General features: G+C 72.8%; 19 protein-coding genes and 1 tRNA gene. 8 read left to right on the forward strand and 12 right to left on the reverse strand.

Annotation, left to right across the window (positions count from 1 at the left end; genetic code table 11):
* Positions 1 to 3: 3 nt before the first annotated feature.
* The 3 genes from AB0I16_RS10280 to AB0I16_RS10290 all read left to right on the forward strand — a co-directional run bounded on the left by AB0I16_RS10280 (position 4) and on the right by AB0I16_RS10290 (position 4272).
* Positions 4 to 1305, forward strand: a complete 1302-nt coding sequence (locus AB0I16_RS10280; RefSeq protein ID WP_363248867.1) for a PP2C family serine/threonine-protein phosphatase — start codon at positions 4 to 6, stop codon at positions 1303 to 1305.
* A gap of 116 nt (positions 1306 to 1421) precedes the next feature.
* On the forward strand, positions 1422 to 2777 hold the full coding sequence (locus tag AB0I16_RS10285; protein WP_363248868.1) for a VWA domain-containing protein: 1356 nt from the start codon (positions 1422 to 1424) through the stop codon (positions 2775 to 2777).
* A gap of 70 nt (positions 2778 to 2847) precedes the next feature.
* Positions 2848 to 4272 (forward strand): FHA domain-containing protein, encoded by a 1425-nt coding sequence (locus AB0I16_RS10290; RefSeq protein WP_363248869.1) that lies wholly within the window; start codon positions 2848 to 2850, stop codon positions 4270 to 4272.
* 37 nt (positions 4273 to 4309) lie between these two features.
* Here the strand turns inward: AB0I16_RS10290 and AB0I16_RS10295 are convergent, their stop codons facing one another.
* A complete protein-coding gene (locus AB0I16_RS10295) occupies positions 4310 to 5275 on the reverse strand; it encodes a methyltransferase domain-containing protein (protein WP_363248870.1) in 966 nt (321 codons plus the stop codon).
* 114 nt (positions 5276 to 5389) lie between these two features.
* Here AB0I16_RS10295 and AB0I16_RS10300 point away from each other — a divergent pair, with 114 nt between their 5' ends.
* The gene (locus tag AB0I16_RS10300; protein ID WP_363248871.1) at positions 5390 to 5803 is read left to right on the forward strand and encodes a globin; all 414 of its coding nucleotides are present in this window, start codon (positions 5390 to 5392) and stop codon (positions 5801 to 5803) included.
* A 10-nt stretch (positions 5804 to 5813) separates the two neighbouring features.
* Here AB0I16_RS10300 and AB0I16_RS10305 read toward each other — a convergent pair whose 3' ends face one another.
* The 7 genes from AB0I16_RS10305 to AB0I16_RS10335 form a co-directional block, all read right to left on the reverse strand.
* Positions 5814 to 6500 (reverse strand): hypothetical protein, encoded by a 687-nt coding sequence (locus AB0I16_RS10305; RefSeq protein ID WP_363248872.1) that lies wholly within the window; start codon positions 6498 to 6500, stop codon positions 5814 to 5816.
* Positions 6497 to 6937 (reverse strand): thioesterase family protein, encoded by a 441-nt coding sequence (locus tag AB0I16_RS10310; protein ID WP_363248873.1) that lies wholly within the window; start codon positions 6935 to 6937, stop codon positions 6497 to 6499. The genes AB0I16_RS10305 and AB0I16_RS10310 overlap by 4 nt, the downstream gene beginning before the upstream one ends.
* 7 nt (positions 6938 to 6944) lie before the next feature.
* Entirely contained in the window at positions 6945 to 8609 is a 1665-nt protein-coding gene (ettA, locus tag AB0I16_RS10315; protein ID WP_363248874.1) for an energy-dependent translational throttle protein EttA, read from the reverse strand.
* A 99-nt stretch (positions 8610 to 8708) separates the two neighbouring features.
* Positions 8709 to 10094: a Cys-Gln thioester bond-forming surface protein gene (locus AB0I16_RS10320; protein WP_363248875.1), complete on the reverse strand. Its 1386-nt coding sequence runs from the start codon at positions 10092 to 10094 to the stop codon at positions 8709 to 8711.
* Positions 10095 to 10514: 420 nt separating this feature from the next.
* Complete coding sequence (locus tag AB0I16_RS10325) at positions 10515 to 10937, reverse strand: single-stranded DNA-binding protein (protein ID WP_363248876.1); 423 nt, start codon at positions 10935 to 10937, stop codon at positions 10515 to 10517.
* Positions 10938 to 11088: 151 nt separating this feature from the next.
* Positions 11089 to 12900, reverse strand: a complete 1812-nt coding sequence (locus AB0I16_RS10330; RefSeq protein WP_363248877.1) for a GTPase — start codon at positions 12898 to 12900, stop codon at positions 11089 to 11091.
* A gap of 4 nt (positions 12901 to 12904) precedes the next feature.
* Positions 12905 to 14566 (reverse strand): dynamin family protein, encoded by a 1662-nt coding sequence (locus AB0I16_RS10335; protein WP_363248878.1) that lies wholly within the window; start codon positions 14564 to 14566, stop codon positions 12905 to 12907.
* Positions 14567 to 14875: 309 nt separating this feature from the next.
* Between AB0I16_RS10335 and AB0I16_RS10340 the strand changes: the two genes are divergently transcribed.
* Positions 14876 to 14948 (forward strand) — tRNA-Arg (locus AB0I16_RS10340).
* A 141-nt stretch (positions 14949 to 15089) separates the two neighbouring features.
* Here the strand turns inward: AB0I16_RS10340 and AB0I16_RS10345 are convergent.
* The 3 genes from AB0I16_RS10345 to AB0I16_RS10355 all read right to left on the reverse strand — a co-directional run bounded on the left by AB0I16_RS10345 (position 15090) and on the right by AB0I16_RS10355 (position 16686).
* Positions 15090 to 15866: a hypothetical protein gene (locus AB0I16_RS10345; RefSeq protein ID WP_363248879.1), complete on the reverse strand. Its 777-nt coding sequence runs from the start codon at positions 15864 to 15866 to the stop codon at positions 15090 to 15092.
* Positions 15863 to 16138, reverse strand: coding sequence for a hypothetical protein (locus AB0I16_RS10350; protein ID WP_261678799.1), 276 nt, complete (start codon positions 16136 to 16138; stop codon positions 15863 to 15865). Before AB0I16_RS10350 ends, AB0I16_RS10345 begins: the two co-directional genes overlap by 4 nt.
* A gap of 212 nt (positions 16139 to 16350) precedes the next feature.
* Positions 16351 to 16686, reverse strand: a complete 336-nt coding sequence (locus AB0I16_RS10355; RefSeq protein WP_363248880.1) for a hypothetical protein — start codon at positions 16684 to 16686, stop codon at positions 16351 to 16353.
* 271 nt (positions 16687 to 16957) lie between these two features.
* On the opposite strand from AB0I16_RS10355, the gene AB0I16_RS10360 reads away from it, so the two are divergent.
* Entirely contained in the window at positions 16958 to 17392 is a 435-nt protein-coding gene (locus tag AB0I16_RS10360; RefSeq protein WP_363248881.1) for a VOC family protein, read from the forward strand.
* Positions 17393 to 17430: 38 nt separating this feature from the next.
* Here AB0I16_RS10360 and AB0I16_RS10365 read toward each other — a convergent pair whose 3' ends face one another.
* Positions 17431 to 19353, reverse strand: coding sequence for an AMP-dependent synthetase/ligase (locus AB0I16_RS10365; protein WP_363248882.1), 1923 nt, complete (start codon positions 19351 to 19353; stop codon positions 17431 to 17433).
* A 138-nt stretch (positions 19354 to 19491) separates the two neighbouring features.
* Between AB0I16_RS10365 and AB0I16_RS10370 the strand changes: the two genes are divergently transcribed.
* The gene (locus AB0I16_RS10370) at positions 19492 to 19968 is read left to right on the forward strand and encodes an SCP2 sterol-binding domain-containing protein (RefSeq protein ID WP_363248883.1); all 477 of its coding nucleotides are present in this window, start codon (positions 19492 to 19494) and stop codon (positions 19966 to 19968) included.
* A gap of 167 nt (positions 19969 to 20135) precedes the next feature.
* Positions 20136 to 21884: a hypothetical protein gene (locus AB0I16_RS10375; RefSeq protein WP_363248884.1), complete on the forward strand. Its 1749-nt coding sequence runs from the start codon at positions 20136 to 20138 to the stop codon at positions 21882 to 21884.
* Position 21885 lies beyond the last annotated feature (1 nt).

Below are 21885 nucleotides of genomic sequence, written 5' to 3' on the forward strand. Positions count from 1 at the left end.
GTGATGTCGCAGATGCCCCAACTGTCTGCCTGCCCCAGCTGCGAGGAGCCGCTGGAGTCGGGTGACCTGTTCTGTGGAGCGTGCGGGTACGACCTGTCGGCGGTGCCGGCCCGTCCCGCCGCCTCCCCCAACGGGTCGGCCGGGCACCCCGCCCCGGAGGAGCCCTGGCCGGCCGCCCCCGAGGTGGACAGCTCCGACACCCCCGCGCCCACGCACCTGCCCACCGACCTGCCGGGGACGGACTCGACGGGCGGTGAGCTGCGGGAGCCCGACGAGTACCCGCTGCCCGCGCCGGCCGCCGTCCCGCCGCTCCCCGCCGAGGCCCCCGCGGTCCCCGCCGGGTCCGCCGACCCGCGTACGGCCGTGCCCGGCCCCGACCCCGCCGCGGGCGCCAAGGTCTGCGTGGCCTGCCGCTCGGGGCGCGTCGACGCCGACGGGTACTGCGAGAACTGCGGGCACGCGCAGCCGCGCGAGCGCGACCACATGGAGCAGGAACTCGACGCCGTCGCCGCGGTCAGCGACCGCGGGCTCCGCCACCACCGCAACGAGGACGCGTTCGCGATCTCGGCGGCCGCCCTGCCCGACGGCTCGTCCGCCGTCGTCGCCATCGTCTGCGACGGCGTCTCCTCCGCGACCCGCCCCGACGACGCCTCGCTCGCCGCGTCCCGCGCCGCCAACGAGACGCTGCGGGAGGCGCTCCCCCGCGGCACGCACCCGCAGCAGGCCATGCACGACGCCATCCTGTCGGCGGCCGACGCGGTCAACGCCCTCGCGGCCGAGCCCCCTTCGGCCCGCGAGCACAGCCCGCACCAGAACGCGCCCGCCTGCACCCTGGTCGGCGCCGTCGTCGCCGGCGGCCTGCTCGTCGTCGGCTGGGTCGGCGACAGCCGCGCCTACTGGGTCCCCGACGACCGCGAGGGCCCCACCGTCCGCCTCACCGAGGACGACTCGTGGGCCGCGCAGATGGTCGCGGCGGGTCTGATGAACGAGGCCGAGGCGTACGCCGACGAGCGCGCGCACGCCATCACGGGCTGGCTCGGCGCCGACGCCTACGAACTGGAGCCGCACACCGCTTCCTTCAAGCCCGACCGCCCGGGTGTAGTGGTGGTGTGCACGGACGGACTGTGGAACTACGCCGAGGCCGTCGAGGAGATGGCCCGGGCCGTGCCCGCCGACGCCGCGGACCGGCCGCTGCACAGCGCCCAGGTCCTGGTCGGCCACGCGCTGGACGGCGGGGGCCACGACAACGTAACAGTGGCCGTCGTCCCGTTCCCCTTCGTGCCGCAAGGGGCAGGATCGGCCTAGCATCCGGCGCGGACGCACGCGCCGCACACCGCCGGCGCGTGCGCGGCGGTCACATCGCCGGCCGGGGGAGGCCGGGGACGCATGAGGACATGAGGATCTGAGGGGGAGCAGCATCCATGGCCATCTTCTCGAAATCGAACGTGCCGCAGTTCTCGGTCGACGTCTACCAGAACGAGTTCCTGCCCGAGGGCGGCCGCGAGGTCAACGCCATCGCCACGGTCAGCTCGACCGGCGGCGGCACCATCGGCGCGGCCGTCGGCGCGCCGCACCTGTACTCCGCGGGGCAGGGCCCGGACGCCGCCGTGGCGATCATGGTCGACTGCTCGGGTTCCATGGACTACCCGCCGACGAAGATGCGGGGCGCGCGGGACGCCACGGCCGCCGCGATCGACGCCCTGCGCGACGGGGTGCGCTTCGCGGTGATCGGCGGCACCCACGTCGCCCAGGAGGTCTATCCCGGCAACGGCCGCCTCGCGGTGGCGGACGCGGCCACCCGCGCCCAGGCCAAGCAGGCGCTGCGCAGGCTGAGCGCGGGCGGCGGCACGGCGATCGGCACGTGGCTGCGCCTGGCCGACCGCATCCTCGCCTCCGCCGACGTCGCCGCGTCGTCGGTGCGCCACGGCATCCTGCTCACCGACGGCCGCAACGAACACGAGTCCCCCGAGGACCTCAGGGCCGCGCTCGACTCCTGCGCGGGCCGCTTCACCTGCGACGCCCGCGGTGTCGGCACGGACTGGGAGGTGAAGGAGGTCAAAGGGATCGCCTCCGCGCTGCTCGGCACCGCCGACATCGTCGCCGACCCGGCCGGGCTCGCCGCCGACTTCACCTCGATGATGGAGGCGGCCATGGGCAAGGAGGTGGCCGACGTCAGCCTGCGCCTGTGGACACCGGTGGGCGTGGAGATCAAGTTCGTCAAGCAGGTGGCGCCCACGGTCGAGGAGCTGACCGACCGCCGCACGGAGGCGGGCCCGCGGGCCGGGGACTACCCCACCGGGTCCTGGGGCGACGAGTCCCGCGACTACCACATCTGCGTGCGGGTGCCCGGCGCCGACCTCGGCCGGGAGATGCTCGCCGCCCGCGTCTCCCTGGTCGTGCCGCAGGACGACGGGAGCGTGCAGACGCTGTCGCAGGGCCTCGTGCGCGCGGTGTGGACGGACGACATGGCGGCGTCCACCAGCATCAATCCGCAGGTCGCGCACTACACGGGACAGGCCGAGCTGGCCCAGGTGATCCAGCAGGGACTCGACGCGCGCAAATCGGGAGATGTCGACGGGGCGACCGCGAAGCTCGGCCGGGCCGTCCAGCTCGCCGCCGCCTCCGGCAACGCGGATACGGCGAGACTGCTTTCCAAGGTGGTGGACGTCGTGGACGCCGCGGAAGGTACTGTTCGATTGAAGGCGAAGGTCGCCGAGGCCGACGAGATGACACTCGAGACCCGGTCGACGAAGACGGTTCGCGTGAAGAAGCGGTAGCTTTCGCGCGGACCACCACACGTGACACGTACGGCCCTCGGGCCGGAGAAGGAGAGGGGGAAGCGCCGACATGCCGACCTGCCCGAACGGACACCAGTCGGGTTCCGATGACTGGTGCGAGGTCTGCGGTCACCGCATGGCCGGTGCCGTACCGCCGCCGCCTCCGCCGCCGCCCGCGGCCGGATACAGCTATCCCCCGCCGCCGCCCGGCCAGGACCCGAACTTCTCGCAGCCCGCGCCCGGGCGCCCGCATCCGGCCGCCGTGCCGGACCCGGGCCCCGAGGCGGAGCTCTGCCCGCAGTGCCGCACGCCCCGCGAGGCGAACGCGCCGTTCTGCGAGGAGTGCCGCTGGAACTTCCTGACGAACACCGCCACGTCGTACACCCCCGCCGCGCCGAACCCGCCGCTGCCGGCCACGCACGGCGGCCCCGGCATGCCGCCTCCGCACCCGGGCCGGCAGTTCTCGCAGCCCGGCCCCGGCGGCCCCGGCCCAGGCGGTCCCGGCCCCGGTCCCGGCGGGCCCCCCGGGCGTCCGGGCCAGGACTCGTACGAGTACCAGGGCTCGCGCCCCTCGCAGATGAACCGCCCCGCCGAGCCGATCCCGCCCTTCGGGAACGGCAACGGCGGGCAGCCCGGCCCGTCCGGTCCGCAGGGCCCCGGCGCCCCGCAGGCGTTCCAGCAGCCGGGTCCGCCCGCGCCGCCCGCGCCCGCGTTCCCGCAGCAGAGCGGCGCGCCGCAGGGCCCGCCCCCGCCACCCGGCACCGGGGGGCCGTCCTCCGGGGGGCCGTCCTTCGGCGGTGGCGACGACGACTGGGTGATCTCCCCGCCCTCGTCGTCCGCCGCGGCGCCGCCCGCCCCGGCCGAGCCGTTCCGGCAGGGTCCGCCGCGGCAGGAGCAGCCTCCCTCGGGGCCGCCCCGGCAGCAGGAGCCCTTCCAGCGGTCGGACGTGTTCCAGAGCCCGGCGCCCCAGCAGGGCCGGCCGCCGCAGGGTCCGCCCCCGCAGCAGGGCCCGCCGCCGCAGCAGCAGGACCCCTTCCCGCAGGGGCCCCCGCAGCAGCAGGCGCCGCAGCAGCAGGCACCGCAGGGCCCTGGCACGTGGACGGCGACCATCGGTCCCGACCGCGAGTACTTCATGGCGATGATGCAGCGCAGCGGCCCCGAGGCGTCGGGGCTCAACCTGCCCGCGTACTCGCCGGAGCAGCAGCGCCCGCTGGCCGGCAACCAGCTGACCATCGGCCGCCGCCGCCACTCCACGGGCGACACCCCGGACATCGACCTGTCGGTGCCCCCGGAGGACCCGGGCGTCTCGCACCAGCACGCGGTCCTGGTCCAGCAGCCGGACGGGAGCTGGGCGGTCGTCGACCAGAACTCCACGAACGGCACGACGGTCAACGACGGCGATGAGCCCATCCAGCCGTTCGTGCCCGTCCCGCTCCAGGACGGCGACCGCGTACACGTGGGCGCCTGGACCACGATCACGGTCCGCCGCGACTGACCCGCACGCGCACCGGCCACGGGCCGGACGCGGACCGTCACAGCGGCCAGACGTACGGCCCTTCGGGGTCGTCGAGCCAGGCCCACTCGTACGGTCCGCGCACGGTCACCCCGAAGCGCTCGCGCACCGGCCGCCGCTCGCGCTGCCACAGCGCGAGCGCCTCGTGCGGGTCGAGGCTGCCCGCGGTCAGCTCCAGAAGGAACCGGAAGAGTTCATTCCCTAGGACTTCGCGCGGCAGCCCCCCGATGTGCCGCTCGTAGGGGCCGCGTACGTCGCCGCCGCGCAGCGGCACGAAGTAGGCGGGCGTGTGCAGGAAGCGCCCCTCGGCGTGGTCGGCGTCCCGCACGGTCAGCGCGATCAGGCCGGTGGCCAGCGGCGTGAGGATGCGGGCGCCGGGGCGGCACTGGGCGAGCCAGGCGCGCGGCACCGAGCTGAGGGTGCAGGTGGCGATGATCCGGTCGTACGGCGCGCGCTCCCGGCAGCCCGCGGCCCCGTCGCCGGTCACCACGGCCGGGCGGTAACCGGCGGCGGCCAGGTGCCGGCGCGCGGACTCGGTGATCTCCGGGTCGAGGTCGACGGTGGTGACGCGGTCGTCACCGAGCCGGTGGGCGAGCAGCGCGGCGTTGTAGCCGGTGCCGGCGCCGATCTCCAGGACGTCGCAGCCGGCCCCGTCCCGCACGTCGAGCCACGCCAGCATCTTCGCCATGAGGGACGGCTGGCTGCTGGAGGAGATCAGCTCTCCGTCGCGTACGCGGGTGGCGAGCGGGGCGTCGGCGTAGGCCCCGCGCAGCCAGCGGGCGCGGCGCCCGGCGTCGGGGTCCTCGCACCACAGCCGTTCGTACCCGCCGGGCACCCCGAGGTAGTAGTACGGCACGAACAGGTGCCGCGGCACGGCCTCGAACGCCGCACGCCAGGCGGGGTCCTCCGCCCAGGCGCCGCCGGCCTCCAGCTCGCGCACGAGGGAGGCCCTGGCGTCGGCGACACGTGCGGGGTCGGGTTCCATACGTCCACTGTCCTGCGCCGAAGCCGCCGATGCGAGCGGCCGGGCGGGGGTGGACCGCGACCGGCACCGGGGGCGGTCCTAGGCCTTCCGTACTCGGCCGTGCCGTCTGAGACCATGGACAGCGTGACAGAGATCCCACACGGCACGGTCCAGGAGCAGACCTACTACGAGCAGGTCGGCGGCGAGGAGACCTTCCGGCGCCTGGTGCACCTCTTCTACCAGGGAGTCGCGGACGACCCGCTCCTTCGGCCGATGTACCCCGAGGAGGACCTCGGTCCCGCCGAGGAGCGCCTCGCGCTCTTCCTGATGCAGTACTGGGGCGGCCCGCGCACCTACAGCGACAACCGCGGCCACCCGCGCCTGCGCATGCGGCACGCCCCGTTCACCGTAGACCGCGCGGCGCACGACGCGTGGCTGAAGCACATGCGGACGGCCGTCGACCAGCTCGGCCTCTCCGAGGAGCACGAGCGGACACTGTGGAACTACCTGACGTACGCGGCGGCCTCCATGGTCAACTCCGAGGGCTGACCGGCCCCGGTCAGGCGGGTGTGACGGAGAGCCCCGGCGCACCCGCCCGGCGCACGGCCACGGACCCGTAGGGCGTACGCAGCCGGAGCCACGCCCCCGACGACAGCAGGGTCAGCGTGTCGCCCCGCAGGAAGCCGAGGGACTGCGCGGCGTGCGCGGCGCGCACCGGCAGGCCCGTGCCGCCGATGGTCCTGGACCAGATCTCCCGGCCCACCCGGTCCAGCTCGGCGCGGACCCGCCGCTCGGCGGGCAACTCCTCGATCCGGGTACGGAATTCGGTGACGGCGACCCGGACCAGGTCCCGCACCGCCTCGGGGGCCGGGAGCCCCGGCTCCTGCCGCCAGCCGCCGCGGGGCGGAAGGACGCCCGCCCAGGGCGGCCCGGTGACGGCATCCGGCACGGCGGCGACGCCCGCCGCGAGGACCGACTGGGCGGCCTCGCCCACGGACTCCAGGAACTCCCCCGCCGAGACGGTGACGTCCAGCGCGGTGCCGCGCCCGTGCTCGTACGGCTCGGCGAGCCGCGCCGTACGGATGGCGAGCACCTCGAACGACGGCGGCCGCCCGAACACGGCGAGCGTGTCCCCGGCGGCCTGCAGCCGCACGGCGGCGGCCTTGTCGTAGTGGATCAGCCTGGCCAGGAAGGCGGCGAGGTCCGCCGCCTCCCCGGCATCGGCGAAGTGGAGCCGCTCAGTCATGCGGCGAGCGCCCCCGAGCCGCTGTCGGAGCCGTCGTCCACGTACCTCTGGAGGAACGCCTTCTCCTCGGCGGTGATCCGCCGGGGCCGCTGCGCCTCCAGGTCGAAGGGCACGACCACGGTCGAGGCCCGCACATACACCTGTTCCGCGTCCTTGATCTCGTACGCGATGGTGAGCGACGCCGCGCCCATCTTCGTCACCCACGACTCGATGGTGACCGGCTCGTGCCGGTGCACCAGCGGGCGTACGTAGTCGATCTCGTGGCGGGCCACGACGGAACCGCCGGAGAACGACGGCGACCCGTCACCGGGCGCGAGCCGGAACATGAAGTCGATGCGCGCCTCTTCCAGATACCGCAGGAAGACGACGTTGTTGACGTGCCCGAAGGCGTCCATGTCCGACCAGCGCAGCGGGCACTGGTATATGTGTCGAGCCACAGCCGCCTCAGCCTCGCGTGAGCTTCTTGTAGGTGGCGCGGTGCGGACGGGCCGCGTCCGGGCCGAGACGCTCGATCTTGTTCTTCTCGTACGACTCGAAGTTGCCCTCGAACCAGTACCACTTGGAGTCGCCCTCGTAGGCGAGGATGTGCGTGGCGACCCGGTCGAGGAACCACCGGTCGTGGGAGATGACCACGGCCGCGCCCGGGAACTCCAGGAGCGCGTTCTCCAGGGAGGACAGGGTCTCGACGTCGAGGTCGTTCGTCGGCTCGTCGAGGAGGAGCAGGTTGCCGCCCTCCTTGAGGGTCAGCGCCAGGTTGAGGCGGTTGCGCTCACCGCCGGAGAGCACCCCGGCCGGCTTCTGCTGGTCCGGACCCTTGAAGCCGAAGGCGGAGACGTACGCCCGGGAGGGCATCTCGACCTGGCCGACGTTGATGTAGTCCAGCTCGTCGGAGACGACGGCCCACAGCGTCTTCTTGGGGTCGATGTTGGCGCGGCCCTGGTCGACGTAGGAGACCTTGACCGTGTCACCGATCTTGATCTTGCCGGAGTCGGGCTGCTCCAGGCCCTGGATCATCTTGAACAGCGTGGTCTTGCCCGCGCCGTTCGGACCGATGATGCCGACGATGCCGTTGCGCGGCAGCGAGAAGCTGAGGTCGTCGACCAGGACCTTGTCGCCGAAGGCCTTCGAGAGGTGCTCGACCTCGACGACGATCGAGCCCAGACGCGGGCCCGGCGGGATCTGGATCTCCTCGAAGTCCAGCTTCCGCATCTTGTCCGCCTCGGCGGCCATCTCCTCGTAGCGCGCCAGACGCGCCTTGGACTTGGCCTGACGCCCCTTGGCGTTGGACCGCACCCACTCCAGCTCTTCCTTCAGTCGCTTGGCGCGCTTGGCGTCCTTCTGGCCCTCGACCTTCAGACGCGCGGCCTTCTTCTCCAGGTACGTGGAGTAGTTGCCCTCGTAGGGGTGGGCGCGCCCGCGGTCGAGCTCCAGGATCCACTGGGCGACGTTGTCCAGGAAGTACCGGTCGTGGGTGACCGCCACGACGGCGCCGGAGTACTGGGAGAGGTGCTGCTCCAGCCAGTTCACCGACTCGGCGTCGAGGTGGTTGGTGGGCTCGTCGAGGAGGAGCAGGTCGGGCGCCTCGATGAGGAGCTTGCAGAGCGCGACGCGGCGCTTCTCACCGCCGGAGAGGGTGGTGACGGGCCAGTCGCCGGGCGGGCAGCCGAGCGCGTCCATGGCCTGTTCGAGCTGGGCGTCGAGGTCCCAGGCGTTGGCGTGGTCCAGGTCCTCCTGGAGCTTGCCCATCTCCTCCATCAGCGCGTCGGAGTAGTCGGTCGCCATCAGCTCGGCGACCTCGTTGAAGCGCTTGAGCTTGCCCATGATCTCGGCGGCGCCGTCCTGCACGTTCTCCAGGACGGTCTTCGACTCGTCGAGCTGCGGCTCCTGCATGAGGATGCCGACGCTGAACCCGGGCGAGAGGAACGCGTCACCGTTCGACGGCTGCTCCAGACCCGCCATGATCTTGAGCACCGTGGACTTGCCGGCGCCGTTGGGGCCCACGACACCGATCTTCGCGCCAGGAAGGAAGCTCAAGGTGACGTCATCGAGGATCACCTTGTCGCCGTGCGCCTTGCGCGTCTTGCGCATGGTGTAGATGTACTCAGCCAAGAGAAACCGTCCGGCAATCAGTGAGTGGGCAGATACACCCCATCTTGCCGTACGGCCAGCCCTGGGCGGAAACCGGCTGGTTCCGCGCCCGGGGCCGGGTCAGCCCTTCTTCTTGCGGAGGAGGAAGACCACCGCTCCGCCGAGGACGACGAAGGCCACCGCGACGCCGGCCATCAGCGGCGTGTCGCCCGAGCTGCCGGTCTCGGCGAGGTCGCCGCCGCCCATGCCCGTGGTGCCGCCGGCCGACGCGGGGGCGGGCTCGTTGGCCTGCTGGGACTTGCCGGTGATCGCCGCGCCCTCGGTCCTGCAGTCCAGGACGCCCCTGAAGCGCTTCTCGAAGCCGCTGGGCGCCCGGATCGTGAAGTCGTACGCCTGGTCCTCCTGGAGCGGGACCGTCACGGTCTGCGACGTGCCCGCCTCGATGGTGTGCTTGAACCCCATGAGGCGGAAGGTGAAGGGCTTGTCGCCCTTGTTGCTCGCCGTGATGTCCACGCCGCTCTTGGCGCAGTTCTTCTCCGCCGACAGCGCGGGTATCGCCCCCTCGGTGGCCCAGTCGGCCGTCGCCGTGGCCGACACGGTCGACTCGCTGGAGCCGGCGAGGATCTGCGTCTGGCTCCGGGTCTCGGAGGTGAACGCCCGGCCGACCGGCACGGTGGTCGACGCCTGGACCGAGAGCGCGGCCGTGCCGTCGGGGGCGTCCTTCGGCACCTCGAAGTAGAGCCGGGTGCCGTCGCCCGCGGACTTCACGGGCTTGCCGTCCTTGCCGACGATCCGCACCCCGCTCGTCACGGAGTCCGTGGGCGGCGTCACGGTGACCGCCTCCGCGTCGGTCCGCACGGTGACGGGGCCGAGCCGCTCCCCCGCGCGCCCGGAGACGGCGGGCGGTTCGAGGGTGAGCGAGGCCCTCGGCTCGGCGCTGGTGCGCGCGCTCCGCTCCAGGTAGTCGGCGAGCTTCTCGGCCTGCGGGTCGACGGCTTCGACCTCGGCCCGGTCCGAGTACCGCCAGATCGCCACCTGGGTGCCCGCCGCGGCGGTCTGCTCGGTGAGGGACTTCGCGCCGGCCTTCTCGGCGAGCGCCGCGAGGTCGTTCACCTGGGGGTAGGAGTGCTGCAGGATCCAGCGGATCTTCCCCGCGTCACGGTTGCCGTGCAGCGAGGTGCCGCTCCACGGGGTCTCCTGGTAGCCGGCGTCCTTGCGCGTGGGGTTGTGGATGTCCACGCAGTAGGTCTGCAGGGTGCCGCCGTTCTCGACGGACATCTCGAAGAGGCCCGCCGGCACCTGCTGGGAGCTGCCGTTCTCACGGATGACGGCCTGGTCGTAGGTCTGCAGTCCGCCCAGCGTGGCGGTCGCCCCGCCCCGGTGCTGCGGCGACTCTTCCGCCGCGGCCGGTCCGGCGGTGGCCAACGCGCCCGTGGCGACGAGCCCGGACGCCGCGGCCACCGCGGCGAGGCGCGCGACGCCTCCGCCACGTATGGCGCCGCGCACGGCACTGCCCAGGGCGCTACGTATGGACCGCGCAGAAAACACTGAATTCCCCTCCGTGCGGGACCCGTTGAGAACGAGGGGGGTGGTCCCGCCAGCAGATTGAAAGAGGCAGGAACACCTGCCACCTGCGTGGCCTCTCCTGCCAACTGCCCCGTGAGTTACGTTCGGCATCCTAAGGAAACGGCCCACCGCTCCCCGCGGTCATACCGTCCGATGGCTGATCCGACTCGGAATCGTTATCGCAACACCCTTTCCGAGCTGGGCTTATCGACAAATCCATGGCAAGCAAATGCCGATAAGCCGCACATGGGCCGCCGTCTGACGGTTCGTCGGCTCCCCGTGACGCGGGGCGCGGGTCGCGGCCCGCCGGTCGCGGTGCGCGGCTCGCGGGTACCAGGGGGCGGGCGGGCTTCCCTCGGGTCAGCCCACTGGCTCCGGCTCCGGACGCTCCCTGGCCGTCGCGGCTTCCGTCAGGGACCCGTCGCCCTTGAGCACCCGCCGGAACGCCGCGGTGCCGCGCGACAGGTCGTGGCCGATGGTCTGCGCGTCGATGTCGGCCGACGTCCAGTGCTGGCCGCCCCGTTCCTCGTCGCGCACCTTCAACCGGCCCTGCACGATGACCGGTTCGCCGACCGCGAGCGAGCCCTGCACGTTGGCGCCGAGTGCGCGCCGCGCCCACACCGTGAAGAAGTTCGTGTGCCCGTCGTTCCAGGTGTTCTTCACCGCGTCGAAGTACCGCGCCGTCACCGCGAGCCTGAACCGTGCCACCGGTCCCGACGGCAACTCCCGGTACACCGGTGTCGTCGCCACGTTCCCCACCACCGTGACCGTCGTCTCGTTCATCGCGCTCTCCCCGTGCGTCCGCTGCTGCCTCCGCCGCGCCTCCCGCGGCTGCGTTCTCAGACTGCACGGGCCCGGCCGATCCCGCTGGGACCTGTGGGCTACCCGCCGGTTGTGGAAAACTCCGTCACCCTCGCGGGGCCCCCGCCCGGGCTCACCACAGGGGCGCCCGCGCCCCCGTCACCCGCACGTACTGCTCCCGCACCTCCCGGTAGCGCAGCAGTTCCGCCGCCACCGGGTCGAGGACCCTGGCCCGGCCGCACCCCGCGGCGGCCTCCCGCAGCCGCCGTTCCGCCTCTGCCCCGTACCGCCTCGCCGGTCCGCGCGCCGCGAGGCGGCTCGTCCACTCCACGCAGGGGCCGCCCAGGATGCCGGTCAGCATCAGGAGCACCGGGACGCCCAGGTTCGGCGTGGCGATGCCGATGACCTGGGCCAGGAGCCAGAGGCCGCCGATCACCTGGAGCAGGCTCATCGCCGCCTGCGCGAGCACCGCACCGGGCCACCAGTTGGGCCTCGGCGGCCGTCCCGCGGGCACGCCCGCCCGTACCGCGAGGAGGTCGAGCGTCTCGGGCAGCCCTTCGGCGCCGCGCACCGCGGCCTCGCGTACGGCCTGTCCCCAGGGCTGGGGCAGCCCTGCGGCCGCCTCGTCGGCCACCGCGCGCACCGCGTGCTCCACGCGCTGGCGCGCCGTCACCTCCTCGTCGACGGGGCCGGGCGCGAGGGGCGAGGTCGAACCCTCGGCCGAGCGCCGCGCCTCGTACCACCGCCACAGGTGCAGCCAGGGGTCGCCGCACGCCTTGACCGCGTTCCTGCACCAGGCCCGTTCCGCGGCCTCGCCCGCGGTGGTGGCGCCCACGGCCTCGGCGAGGCGGTCGGTGAACTCCTCGCGCGCCTCCTCGCTGAGCCCGATGCGGCCCCGGTTGCGGCCCGCCGACGCCCCCGCCACGTACACCGGACGCAGTCGTTCCGCCGCGGCGTCCAGGTCGGCGGTGATGCGCCGGGCCGCGGCCGACCTCTGCCGGATGAACTGGCTCAGGGACTCGCGCAGCTCCTCCATGCCCTGGCCGGTGAGCGCGGAGAGCGCGAGGACCGTGGCGCCGGGTTCGCCGTGCTCGCCGAGCGCGAGGCCGTCCTCGTCGAGGAGCCGTCGCAGGTCGTCGAGGACCTGGTCGGCGGCGTCGCCGGGCAGCCTGTCGATCTGGTTGAGCACCACGAACGTGACCTCGGCATGGCCTGCCATGGGCCGCAGATAGCGCTCGTGGAGCATCGCGTCGGCGTACTTCTCGGGGTCGACGACCCAGATGACGGCGTCGACGAGCCCCAGGATGCGGTCGACGTGCTCGCGGTGCTCGACGGCCGCCGAGTCGTGGTCCGGCAGGTCGACCAGCACGAGCCCCTTCAGCTCGTCGGCGCCGGGCCCCTGGAGCGGGCGGCGGCGCAGCCGTCCGGGGATGCCGAGCCGGTCGAGGAGGCCCGCCGCGCCGTCCGTCCAGCTGCACCCGAGGGGCGCGGCGGTCGTCGGCCTGCGGACGCCGGTGTCGGAGATCATCACGCCGGCGAGGGCGTTGAAGAGCGTCGACTTGCCGCTGCCGGTGGCGCCCGCGATGGCGATGACCGTGTGCCGTCCCGACAGTTTGCGCCGGGCGTCGGACTCGTCGAGGACGCGGCCCGCCTCGGCGAGGGTGCTGGTGTCGAGGCGGGGGCGGGAGAGCCCGACCAGTTCCCGCAGCGCGTCGAGCCGCTCCGCGAGCGGTCCCTCGTACGAGGCGGGGGGCTGCGTGGACGGGGCGTACGCGCGTACCGTGCTCTCCGCCGGCCGCTGCGGCCGGCCCTCCACGACACGCCGCGCGATGAGACCGTCCCCCCAGGTCTCCCGGGAGCCCTGGGTGCTCCGGCCGGGGCTCCCCGGGCGCTCGCCCCGCTCGCCCCGCTCGTCGTGCTCGGTGTGATCAGTGACGGTGGTCACCGCGTCACCTCTCCTTCTGCAGTACGGACAGGGCGGCGATGAGTGCGGCCTGGGGTTCGGGGTGCACGGCGAGGGCGTCCAAGGGGGCGAGCCTGCGCTCGCGCTCGATGGCGAGGACCTTCTCCAGGTAGCCGACGAGCAGGTGGGCGCCCCTGTCGCGCAGCCGGACGGCGGCCTGGGCGCCGATCCGCTGGGCGAGCACCTCACCGGCCACGCGCGCGCGGTGGCCGCCGAGGAGCGCGGTGGCCAGCAGCGCGGCGATCGTCTCGGGGTCGGGGAGCGTGTTCCTCTCCACGCTCTGCAGGACGCGGACCTCGTCCTCGGCGTACTCCTCCAGGACGCGCCGCCATCTGCGGACGGCCATCCCGATGCGGTGCTCGGCGCTGTCCATCGAAGGATCGCGGTCGGCGAGGCCGGGGGCGCCCGCGGCGGGCTCCCGCCGCCAGGCCTCGTCGATGCGCTCGTCGGCAGCGGTCACCGCGCACAGCAGGAGCGCCTCCAGGCTCTCGCAGATGGCGTCGAGGAGTTCGTCCGCCGCGCAGTCCAGCGGGTAGCTGCGCCAGCGTTTCAGGGCGCCTCCCGCGAGTACCGCCCCGGCCTGCAGGCGGCCCCGCACGCGTGCGTGCTCGGTGTCGTACGCCTCGTCGACGGCGGAGGTGAGCCGTAGCGCGGCGGCGTGCTGGGCGGCGACCGCGCCGGCCAGTTCGGGCATGCGGGTGTCGAGCGAGTCGAGTACCCCGTTCGCCGTACGGGTGAGGGCCTGGGCGCGGGCCTCGGGGTCCTGCACCCGGTGCGTGAGCCAGGCGCGCAGGGGCGCGACGGCGGTGGCGGGCAGGAGGCCGCCGCCGCCCGCGGACTCGGGCAGCTCCGGCACGGTGAAGCGCGGTACGTCGCCGAGCCCCGCCTTCGTCAGGAGCGCCGCGTACTGCCGTGACACCTCGGTCACCACCTGGTGGGGCACGCGGTCGAGGACGGTGACGAGGGTGGCGTCGTACTCCTTGGCGGTGCGGAGCAGGTGCCAGGGCACCGCGTCGGCGTAGCGCGACGCGGTGGTCACCAGGACCCATACGTCGGCGGCGGAGAGCAGCTCCGCGGCCAGGACGCGGTTGTCCGCGAGGAGGGAGTCGATGTCGGGCGCGTCCAGCAGGGCCAGCCCGCGCGGCAGGCTGGGCGCCGTCTCGATGCGCAGGGCGCGCTCGTCCTCGGCCGCGAGGCCCAGGACGGCGTCGTCCTCGTCGTCCTCCTCGCCGTTCTCCCCGTTCACGCCGCTGTCCATGGGGTCCCGCTGCGGCACCCACACGCGCGTGAGGTCGGGCAGGACGCGCATCCCGGCGAACCAGAGATGGTCGTCCGGATGGCAGACGAGCACGGGTGTACGTGTCGTGGGCCGCAGCACGCCCGCTTCGCTGACCCGCCGTCCGACCAGGGAGTTCACCAGTGTGGACTTCCCCGCGCCGGTGGAACCGCCGATGACGGCGAGCAGGGGCGCTTCGGGTGCCTTGAGCCGGGGCACCAGATAGTCGTCGAGCTGCGCGAGCAGCTCGTCCCGGTTGGCACGCGCGCGTGGCGCCCCCGCGAGGGGGAGCGGAAAGCGTGCGGCGGCGACACGCTCGCGCAGGGCGGAGAGTGCGTCAAGCAATTGAGGCCGTACGTCCAAGGTCACCACATGCGAAGAATGCCCAATTTTATCGGTTTTCTAAAGCATATGGACCGTTCTGCGCGCCGATCGGACACGGGTGACGGAAGGGGCGGCCGGGGCGCAGGCATAACGAGTGCACAACACCCGTGGCACGAGACGCCAAAAGCGATGCGAGATTCGCACCTGCCTGCGATTATCAGGACCGCTTCACTGAACCTCCACATCGTGGCGCGGAGGCGGAGCACCAGGGACACGGACCCGAAACCCCTATCCTTGTCCCCGGCAAGGTCACGGATGCCCCCACATCCGGCCCCCTTCGCCACCCGGCCACACCCGGCCCCCGTAGCTCAGTGGATAGAGCAGGCGCCTTCTAAGCGCTTGGCCGCAGGTTCGAGTCCTGCCGGGGGCGCACTTACCCTCTCCCTGCGGAAACGCGCGAGGGGTTCTTTGATGCCCGGATGTGCATCGCTGTGAGACCAAGCGCCTCGCCTGCCCACGATCGTGGACAACCCAGACATCGGGGTTGCAGTTCGCGCCGACGGACGCCTGGCTACCCCATCTCGTCCAGCACTTGGGCGGCCGCGCGTGGGTCCATGAGGTTGGACCACGCCTGTTCGGCCGGGAGCAGGTCCCGCTCAGGCAGGGCGTACTCCGGGTACCAGCCTTCAGCCTCGCAGCCGGGGACGTTGCGCAGGATCAGCACGGTCAGGTTCGGCGGAACGGAGCCGGTGATCCGGACGGCGAGGTAGGTCTCATGGCCGTCGTCCGCCCGCACCTGGAGGCCAAGGGTGAAAGTGTCGAACTCGCGCGTGTGCTCACGGCCGTCGCGCAGCGTGGCGTGCGCCAGGTCCAGCAGAGTCGCCCGCAGGCGGCGCACGAAGCGGACACCTGCCTCGGCGCGGTACCGGACGTGGTCCTCGCGCGCGGGCAGGAGGTAAGCGGTGTGCGTCGTGGTCTTCAGGCCGTCGGAATGTTCCGCGTTGTAGCGAGCCCGGCCAGCGCGTCCATCGGCCTCGAGGGCTGCATAGAAGTCACCGCCCGAGCCGTCCTCGCGCCGACCCGCCGCGACCAGCCACGGCAGGTCGGCGTCCAGCCATACCGCGCCGCGCCACCGTTGCACCTTGACCTTGAACAGCACCTGGTCATCCACGGACAGGATGCGTTCGTGCTTGCCGTCCTCATCCGCGAACTGCTCGGACGCTTTGGCCAGCACCGGGTGGTCGATCTCGTCCAGCGGTGCCGTGACCGGCGGCACCTCGAGGCGCAAATCCTCGCGTAAGCAGCGCAGCGTCGGGCGGGCCGGGCGCAGCGGGCCGGGTCCGCTCATTCCCCGATTCCCCCGACCGCGTCGATCTCCTCCGCGGTCAGCCCGGTCAGCAGCATCACATCCGATTTCAGCGACCCATCCAGCACGCTGAGCGCTTCCACCATGCCGGATCGCAAATCCTCACGGCGTTGCTCCAGATACGCCCGGACCGCCTCGGCCACCAGGTCCTTCTTCGTCAGCCCCAGGAAATGAGCGCCCTGGCTGATCAACTTGTCCGTCGCCGGGTCCACCTTCAGCGGGGACTGGCGTACCGGCTTCGCCGCCGTCGTCATTGTTGATACACCTCCGCCGCCATAGTACCCAAATACCTCACGGTGTCGGCCTCCGGTCGACGGCACGCGGCTTCGCTGCCCGAGACGCCCATCGGGCAGCGATCCCGGAATCGACAGCAAGCGCTTGGCCGCAGGTTCGAGTCCTGCCGGGGGCGCAAACCGCCTCTCACCTGCGGTGACGTCAGCCTCTCGCGCTTGTCCAGGGCGCGGCGTCACTTCTTGACCGGCGGGCAGGTGCCCGTGTCCTCGCCGATGGAGTTGATCTCCGCGTTGGATCGCGCGTCGCCCGCGTAGTCGAGCCGGTCCGTGCACTTCCCGCCGGAGTTGCCCTCGGGCTTGGCGGGCGTGCTCGCCGACGTGCCCTCCGCGGCGTCGGACTTCTTCGGCGGGGTCTTCGATGCCGTCGCCGAGCTGCTCGCGGAGGAGGAGGAGGGGGAAAGGGAGGGGGAGGAGGACGTGTCGGCGCTGTCGTTGTTGCCGCATGCCGTCAGGGCCAGGCTGAAAGCCACTGCCGTCATGGTCAGTACCGAGATCTTCCGAGTGCGCATGCGATGTCCTCTGCGTGGGGCTGTAGCTCGTGGGGAGTGGTCGGGCGGGGTGGGAGCCGAGGGCGAGTGCCGGGCGACTGTTCGTTCGCGGGTCATCCGTGTGGCTTTCCGTCCTCCCAGACGGCAGACGCGATCACTCCCGTTTCATCCTGATCGTCTTCACGACACGTTCGTGACATGACAGTGGTCGCACCGTGAAGTCCGCGTCAGGGGACCGGACCGACTCCGCCGGAGGGTTCCGGTGACCGGTGAGCGTGGATACCGTGGCCCGATGATGTCGATCAAGAAGTTCCAGGTCACCTTCGACTGCGCGGAACCCGAACGCCTCGCCCGCTTCTGGTGCGAGGTGCTGGGCTACGTCGCGCCGCCGCCGCCGGAGGACTTCGCCACCTGGGACGACTACAACAGCGCGCAGCCGCCCGAGGAGCGGGACTCCTGGTTCGCCTGCAGTGACCCCTCGGGCGTGGGCCCCCGGCTGTACTTCCAGCGCGTCCCCGAAGGCAAGTCCGCCAAGAACCGGGTGCACCTCGACGTACGGGTCGGCACGGGGCTCGTGGGGGACGAGCGCCTCGCCGCCCTTGAGGCCGAGTGCGCGCGGCTCGTCGCGCTCGGCGCGGTACACGTGCGCACGCTGTACGCCGATGACGAGAACGAGTCGTGCATCCCGATGCTGGACATCGAGGGGAACGAGTTCTGCGTCGACTGATGCCGACCGAGGGGCCGAGGGGACACGGGTGTGTCCCCTCACCGCCCGTAGAGCTCCTCGATCTCCCGCGCGTACGCCTCCGTCACCGCATGGCGTTTGATCTTCAGGGAGGGGGTCAGGAGGCCGTTGGCCTCGGTGAAGTCGCCGTCGACGACGGCGAAGGCGCGGATGGACTCGGCCCGCGAGACCGCCGCGTTCGCGTGGTCCACCGCCTTCTGGATCTCCGCCCGCAGCTCCGGGTCCCGCGCGAGTTCCGCCGGCGGGGTGTCACGGGGGCGCTTGCGCACCGTCAGCCAGTGTTCGACCGCCTCCGGGTCCAGCGTGACGAGCGCGGCCACGTACGAGCGGTTGTCGCCGACCACGATGCACTGGCCCACCGGGGCCCGGCTGCGCAGGCGGTCCTCCAGGATCGCGGGCGAGACGTTCTTGCCGCCCGACGTGACGATGAGGTCCTTCTTGCGACCGGTGATCGTGAGGTAGCCGTCGGCGTCCAGGGCGCCGATGTCGCCCGTGGCGAACCACGCGTCGCGCAGCACCGCGTCCGTCGCCCCCGGGTTGTTCCAGTAGGCGGTGAAGACCGTGTCGCCCTTGATCAGCACCTCGCCGTCGTCGGCGATGCGCACCGCCGTGCCCGGCACCGGCAGGCCGACCGTGCCGGGGCGCGGCCTCAGCGGGGGCGTGATGGTGGCGGCCGCGGACGTCTCCGTGAGGCCGTAGCCCTCGTAGATGATGATTCCGGCGGCGTAGAAGAAGAGGTTCAGGTCGCGGTCGAGGGGCGAGCCGCCGCTGATGGCGTAGCGCAGCCGGCCGCCGACCTCTTTGCGGATGCGGCGGTAGACGAGGAGTTCGTACAGCGCCCAGCCGAGCCGGAGGCCGAGGGACGGGCCCGGAGCGTCCTTGGACAGGAACCTGTTCAGGTGCGCCTCGCCGAACCGCACCGCCACCCGTTCCGCCCGGTCGAAGGAGGCGCCGCGGCCGATCTTCTCCGCCGTCGCCCGCCCCGTGTCGTGGATCTTCTCGAAGAGGTAGGGGACGCCGACGACGAACGTCGGCCTGAAGGCGCGCAGCTCCGGGCGGAGTTCGTCCGGCCTGATGACCGGGCAGTGGCCCAGCTCGATGCGGGCCAGCAGGCAGGCGATCTGGATCGAGCGGCCCAGGATGTGCGCCAGGGGCAGGAAGAGGAGCGTGGACGCCACCTGGCCGGTGATCTCCTTGAAGACGGGGTGCAGCAGTTCGACCGTGTTCGCGGCCTCCGCGTGCAGGTTGCCGTGGGTGAGGACGCAGCCCTTGGGGCGGCCCGTGGTCCCCGAGGTGTAGCAGAGCGTCGCCACGGAGTCCGCGGTCAGCGCGTCGCGGCGTTTCGTCACCTCCTCGTCGGAGATCTTCCGGCCCGCCTCCGTCAGTTCCGTCAGAGCGCCGCCGTCGAGGCAGCGGACGCGGGGCGGGGCGGCCAGGGAGGCGCAGGCCCCCTCCGCCGTGGCCGCGTTCTCCCCCGTCTCCGCGATGAGCAGGGCGGCGCCCGAGTCGCGGACGATCCACTCGATCTGCTCGGCCGACGACGTGGCGTAGACCGGCACGCCCACTCCGCCCGCCGCCCATATCGCGAAGTCGATGACCGCCCACTCGTAGCGGGTACGGGACATCAGTGCGACCCTGCCGCCCGGTTCGAGGCCCGCCGCCACCAGGCCGTTCGCCACATCGGTCACCTCGCGCGCGAAGGCCGCGGCCGTCACCGGGAGCCATCGGCCGTCCTGTTTGCGGCGGAGCACCACGGCGTCCGGTGCCTCGAACGCGTTGGTGAACGGGATGTCGGCGACGCTGCCCGTCGTCGGGGCCGCCGCCAGGGCGGGGGCGCGGACCTCGCGTACGGTGCCGTCCTCGTCCTCGACCAGCTCGGTCTTCACGCGCTCGGCGAGACCGCCGTGCCGCTGTGCCCTGCGCAGGTCCTTGCGTACGCCCATGACGGCTCCCGACTCGCGGTTGTCGACTCCCGGCCGGCTCGCTCTCCTTACTCAGGAGTCAACTTACCGACACGTAAGAAAAGTTCAATGGGTCGCGTCCGTGTCAGACTCGACAGTCAGTTTCTAAGGAGTAGGGAAATGGCCTTGGCGGACGACGTCAGCAGGATCGCTGGGCTCGACTTCGCGAGCGTGACCCCCCAGGAGTTCGCCCGCCTGGTGAAGGAGCTCCCCGACCGGGCGATCGCCGCGATCGCCCGTGACGGCGCGCTGCGCCCCCGCGTCCTGCGCGAGGTCTTCGGCCGCGTGGAGCGGCAGTTCAGGCCGGACGCGGCCGGCTCGCTCAAGGCGCTGATCCGCTGGCGGATCACGGGCAGCGGTGGCAATGAGGACGCCGTGTACGAGACGGAGATAGCCGACGGCGCCTGCGCCGTGCGCGAGGGGCGCTCGGACGCCGAGCCGCGCCTCACGCTCGTCCTCGCCGACCCCGAGTTCCTCAAGCTGGTCTCCGGGAACGTCGGGCCCGTCAAGCTCTTCATGCTGCGCAAGGTCAAGGTCATGGGCGACATCGCCCTGGCCGCCGGCCTCACCCGCTACTTCGACATACCGAAGGCTTAGCCGCATACCGAAGGCTCAGCCCGTATGCCGAAGGCTCAGCCCGTATACCGAAGGCTCAGCCGCGCGCCCGCCGACCTCATGCCCCCTGGCCCTCCTGCCCCCAACCTCCTCTGCCCCGGGGCCCGCGTCGGCTCAAGCCGCGACTGACCTGCGCCGATGTAGCGTGCATGACGTCTACGTACTCCTCCGGTGTCCGTCCAGCGCGGTCCGCCGCCGCGCGCCCCGAGGACGCGGGGCGCGGGCGGTGGCGCGGGGCGCGCGTCGGGCTCTGCCTGCTGCCCGCCCTCGCCGTCGCCGTCGCCGGGTTCCAGCGGCGGTGGATGTCGGACGACGGCCACATCTACGTGCGTACGGTCCGGCAGGTCCTCGCGGGCAACGGGCCCGTCTTCAACGCCGGGGAGCGCGCCGAGTCGTCCACCGGGACCCTGTGGCAGTGGCTGCTCGTGGGGGCCGGCGCGCCCGGCGCCGACGTCGCTGCGGCGGCCGTGTACGGCGGGCTGCTGCTCACCGCCGCCGGCTTCGCGCTCGCCGGTCTGGCGGCGCTCCGGCTGTACGGCGGGGACCGCCCGCTGCTGCCCTGCGGGGCCCTGGTGCCGCTCGCGCTGCCGCCCGTGTGGGACTTCGCCACCTCCGGCCTGGAGACCGGGCTCGCCACCTGCTGGATCGCCGGGGCCTGGCTCGCGCTCGTGACACGGCCCCGGGCCCTGGTGACGTGCGCGGTGCTCGGCCTCGGGCCGCTCGTGCGGCCCGACCTGGCGCTGGTGTCCGTGGTCTTCCTCGCGGCACAGTGGATGATCGCGCGCCCGTCGTGGCGGGGCGTGTGCGCGGGCGCGGGGGCCGCGGGGGCGCTCCCCGTCGCGTACGAGGTCTTCCGCATGGGGTACTACGGGCATCTGGTGCCGCTGCCCGGCGTCACCAAGGAGGCGTCGCGCAGCCTGTGGGGGCGCGGCCTCGGCTATCTCCGCGACTTCGCCGGGCCCTACGTGCTGTGGCTGCCGCTGCTGATCATCGTCGCGGCGGCCCTGACGTACCTGCCCGCGGGCGGGCGGGGCCCCGCCCTCCGCCTGACCGCCGCGCGCGCCGGGCGGCTCGTCCCGGTGGCCGCCCCGCTGGTCGCGGGCGCCCTGTGCTGGCTGTACGTCATCAGGGTCGGCGGCGACTTCATGCACGGGCGGATGTTCCTGCCGGGGCTGCTCCTGATGCTGCTGCCCGTCTTCCTGGTGCCCCTCACGCGCGCGTGGACGATCGCGGTCGCCGGGGTCGCGGTCTGGGCCGTGGCCTGCGCGGCACTCCTGCGGGTGCCCTACGAGGGGCGAATCGGCCCGCAGGGGGTCGCGGACGAGCGCGGCGTGTACGTCCGCCAGAACGCCGCGGCCCACCCCGTGCACCACGACTTCGCCGGGCAGCCGGGCAACATGGCGTACGCCCGGCTCGTGCGCGGGAGCGCGCGGCAGGGCGAACTCACGGGCGAGCGCACGCTGCTGCTCGCCCACACCGCCCTGCCGGCCGCGCGCCCCGGCGTGACCGGCGTCTACAACACCCTCGGCTTCAGCGGCACCGTCATCCCCCTCTCCGGCGCGGCGCTCGATCCGATCGGGCTCGCCTACCCCCTCGCCGCCCACTCCGAGAGCTTCGACGGCCGGGTCGGCCACGACAAGCGGCTCCCCGACGAGTGGATCGTCGCCGAGCGCGGCGTGCCCGGCGCGCTGCCGACGGGGATGGACCCCGTCCGCGTCGACGCCGCACGGCGGGCCCTGCGCTGCGGGGCGTTCGCCGAGCTGCGGGCGGCCACGCGGGCGCCGATGACGGCGGGGCGGTTCTGGCGGAACCTGACGGGGGCCGTGGGGCGCACGTCCTTCCGGTTCTCCAACGATCCGGTGCGCGCGGAGCGTGAGGCGTGCGGACCCCGGGGCTGAA

Source organism: Streptomyces sp. NPDC050703 (assembly GCF_040654435.1).
GTDB lineage: Bacteria > Actinomycetota > Actinomycetes > Streptomycetales > Streptomycetaceae > Streptomyces.

What these genes read in the sequence shown, in the direction of transcription:
- AB0I16_RS10360 (WP_363248881.1), top strand. Translation starts at nt 16,958, where the DNA reads ATGATGTCGATCAAGAAGTTCCAGGTCACCTTCGACTGCGCGGAACCC.
- AB0I16_RS10375 (WP_363248884.1), top strand. Translation starts at nt 20,136, where the DNA reads ATGACGTCTACGTACTCCTCCGGTGTCCGTCCAGCGCGGTCCGCCGCC.
- AB0I16_RS10300 (WP_363248871.1), top strand. Translation starts at nt 5,390, where the DNA reads ATGGACAGCGTGACAGAGATCCCACACGGCACGGTCCAGGAGCAGACC.
- AB0I16_RS10355 (WP_363248880.1), bottom strand. Translation starts at nt 16,686, where the DNA reads ATGCGCACTCGGAAGATCTCGGTACTGACCATGACGGCAGTGGCTTTC.
- AB0I16_RS10305 (WP_363248872.1), bottom strand. Translation starts at nt 6,500, where the DNA reads ATGACTGAGCGGCTCCACTTCGCCGATGCCGGGGAGGCGGCGGACCTC.
- AB0I16_RS10325 (WP_363248876.1), bottom strand. Translation starts at nt 10,937, where the DNA reads ATGAACGAGACGACGGTCACGGTGGTGGGGAACGTGGCGACGACACCG.
- AB0I16_RS10285 (WP_363248868.1), top strand. Translation starts at nt 1,422, where the DNA reads ATGGCCATCTTCTCGAAATCGAACGTGCCGCAGTTCTCGGTCGACGTC.
- AB0I16_RS10290 (WP_363248869.1), top strand. Translation starts at nt 2,848, where the DNA reads ATGCCGACCTGCCCGAACGGACACCAGTCGGGTTCCGATGACTGGTGC.
- AB0I16_RS10345 (WP_363248879.1), bottom strand. Translation starts at nt 15,866, where the DNA reads ATGAGCGGACCCGGCCCGCTGCGCCCGGCCCGCCCGACGCTGCGCTGC.
- AB0I16_RS10365 (WP_363248882.1), bottom strand. Translation starts at nt 19,353, where the DNA reads ATGGGCGTACGCAAGGACCTGCGCAGGGCACAGCGGCACGGCGGTCTC.
- AB0I16_RS10280 (WP_363248867.1), top strand. Translation starts at nt 4, where the DNA reads ATGTCGCAGATGCCCCAACTGTCTGCCTGCCCCAGCTGCGAGGAGCCG.
- AB0I16_RS10295 (WP_363248870.1), bottom strand. Translation starts at nt 5,275, where the DNA reads ATGGAACCCGACCCCGCACGTGTCGCCGACGCCAGGGCCTCCCTCGTG.
- AB0I16_RS10350 (WP_261678799.1), bottom strand. Translation starts at nt 16,138, where the DNA reads ATGACGACGGCGGCGAAGCCGGTACGCCAGTCCCCGCTGAAGGTGGAC.
- AB0I16_RS10370 (WP_363248883.1), top strand. Translation starts at nt 19,492, where the DNA reads ATGGCCTTGGCGGACGACGTCAGCAGGATCGCTGGGCTCGACTTCGCG.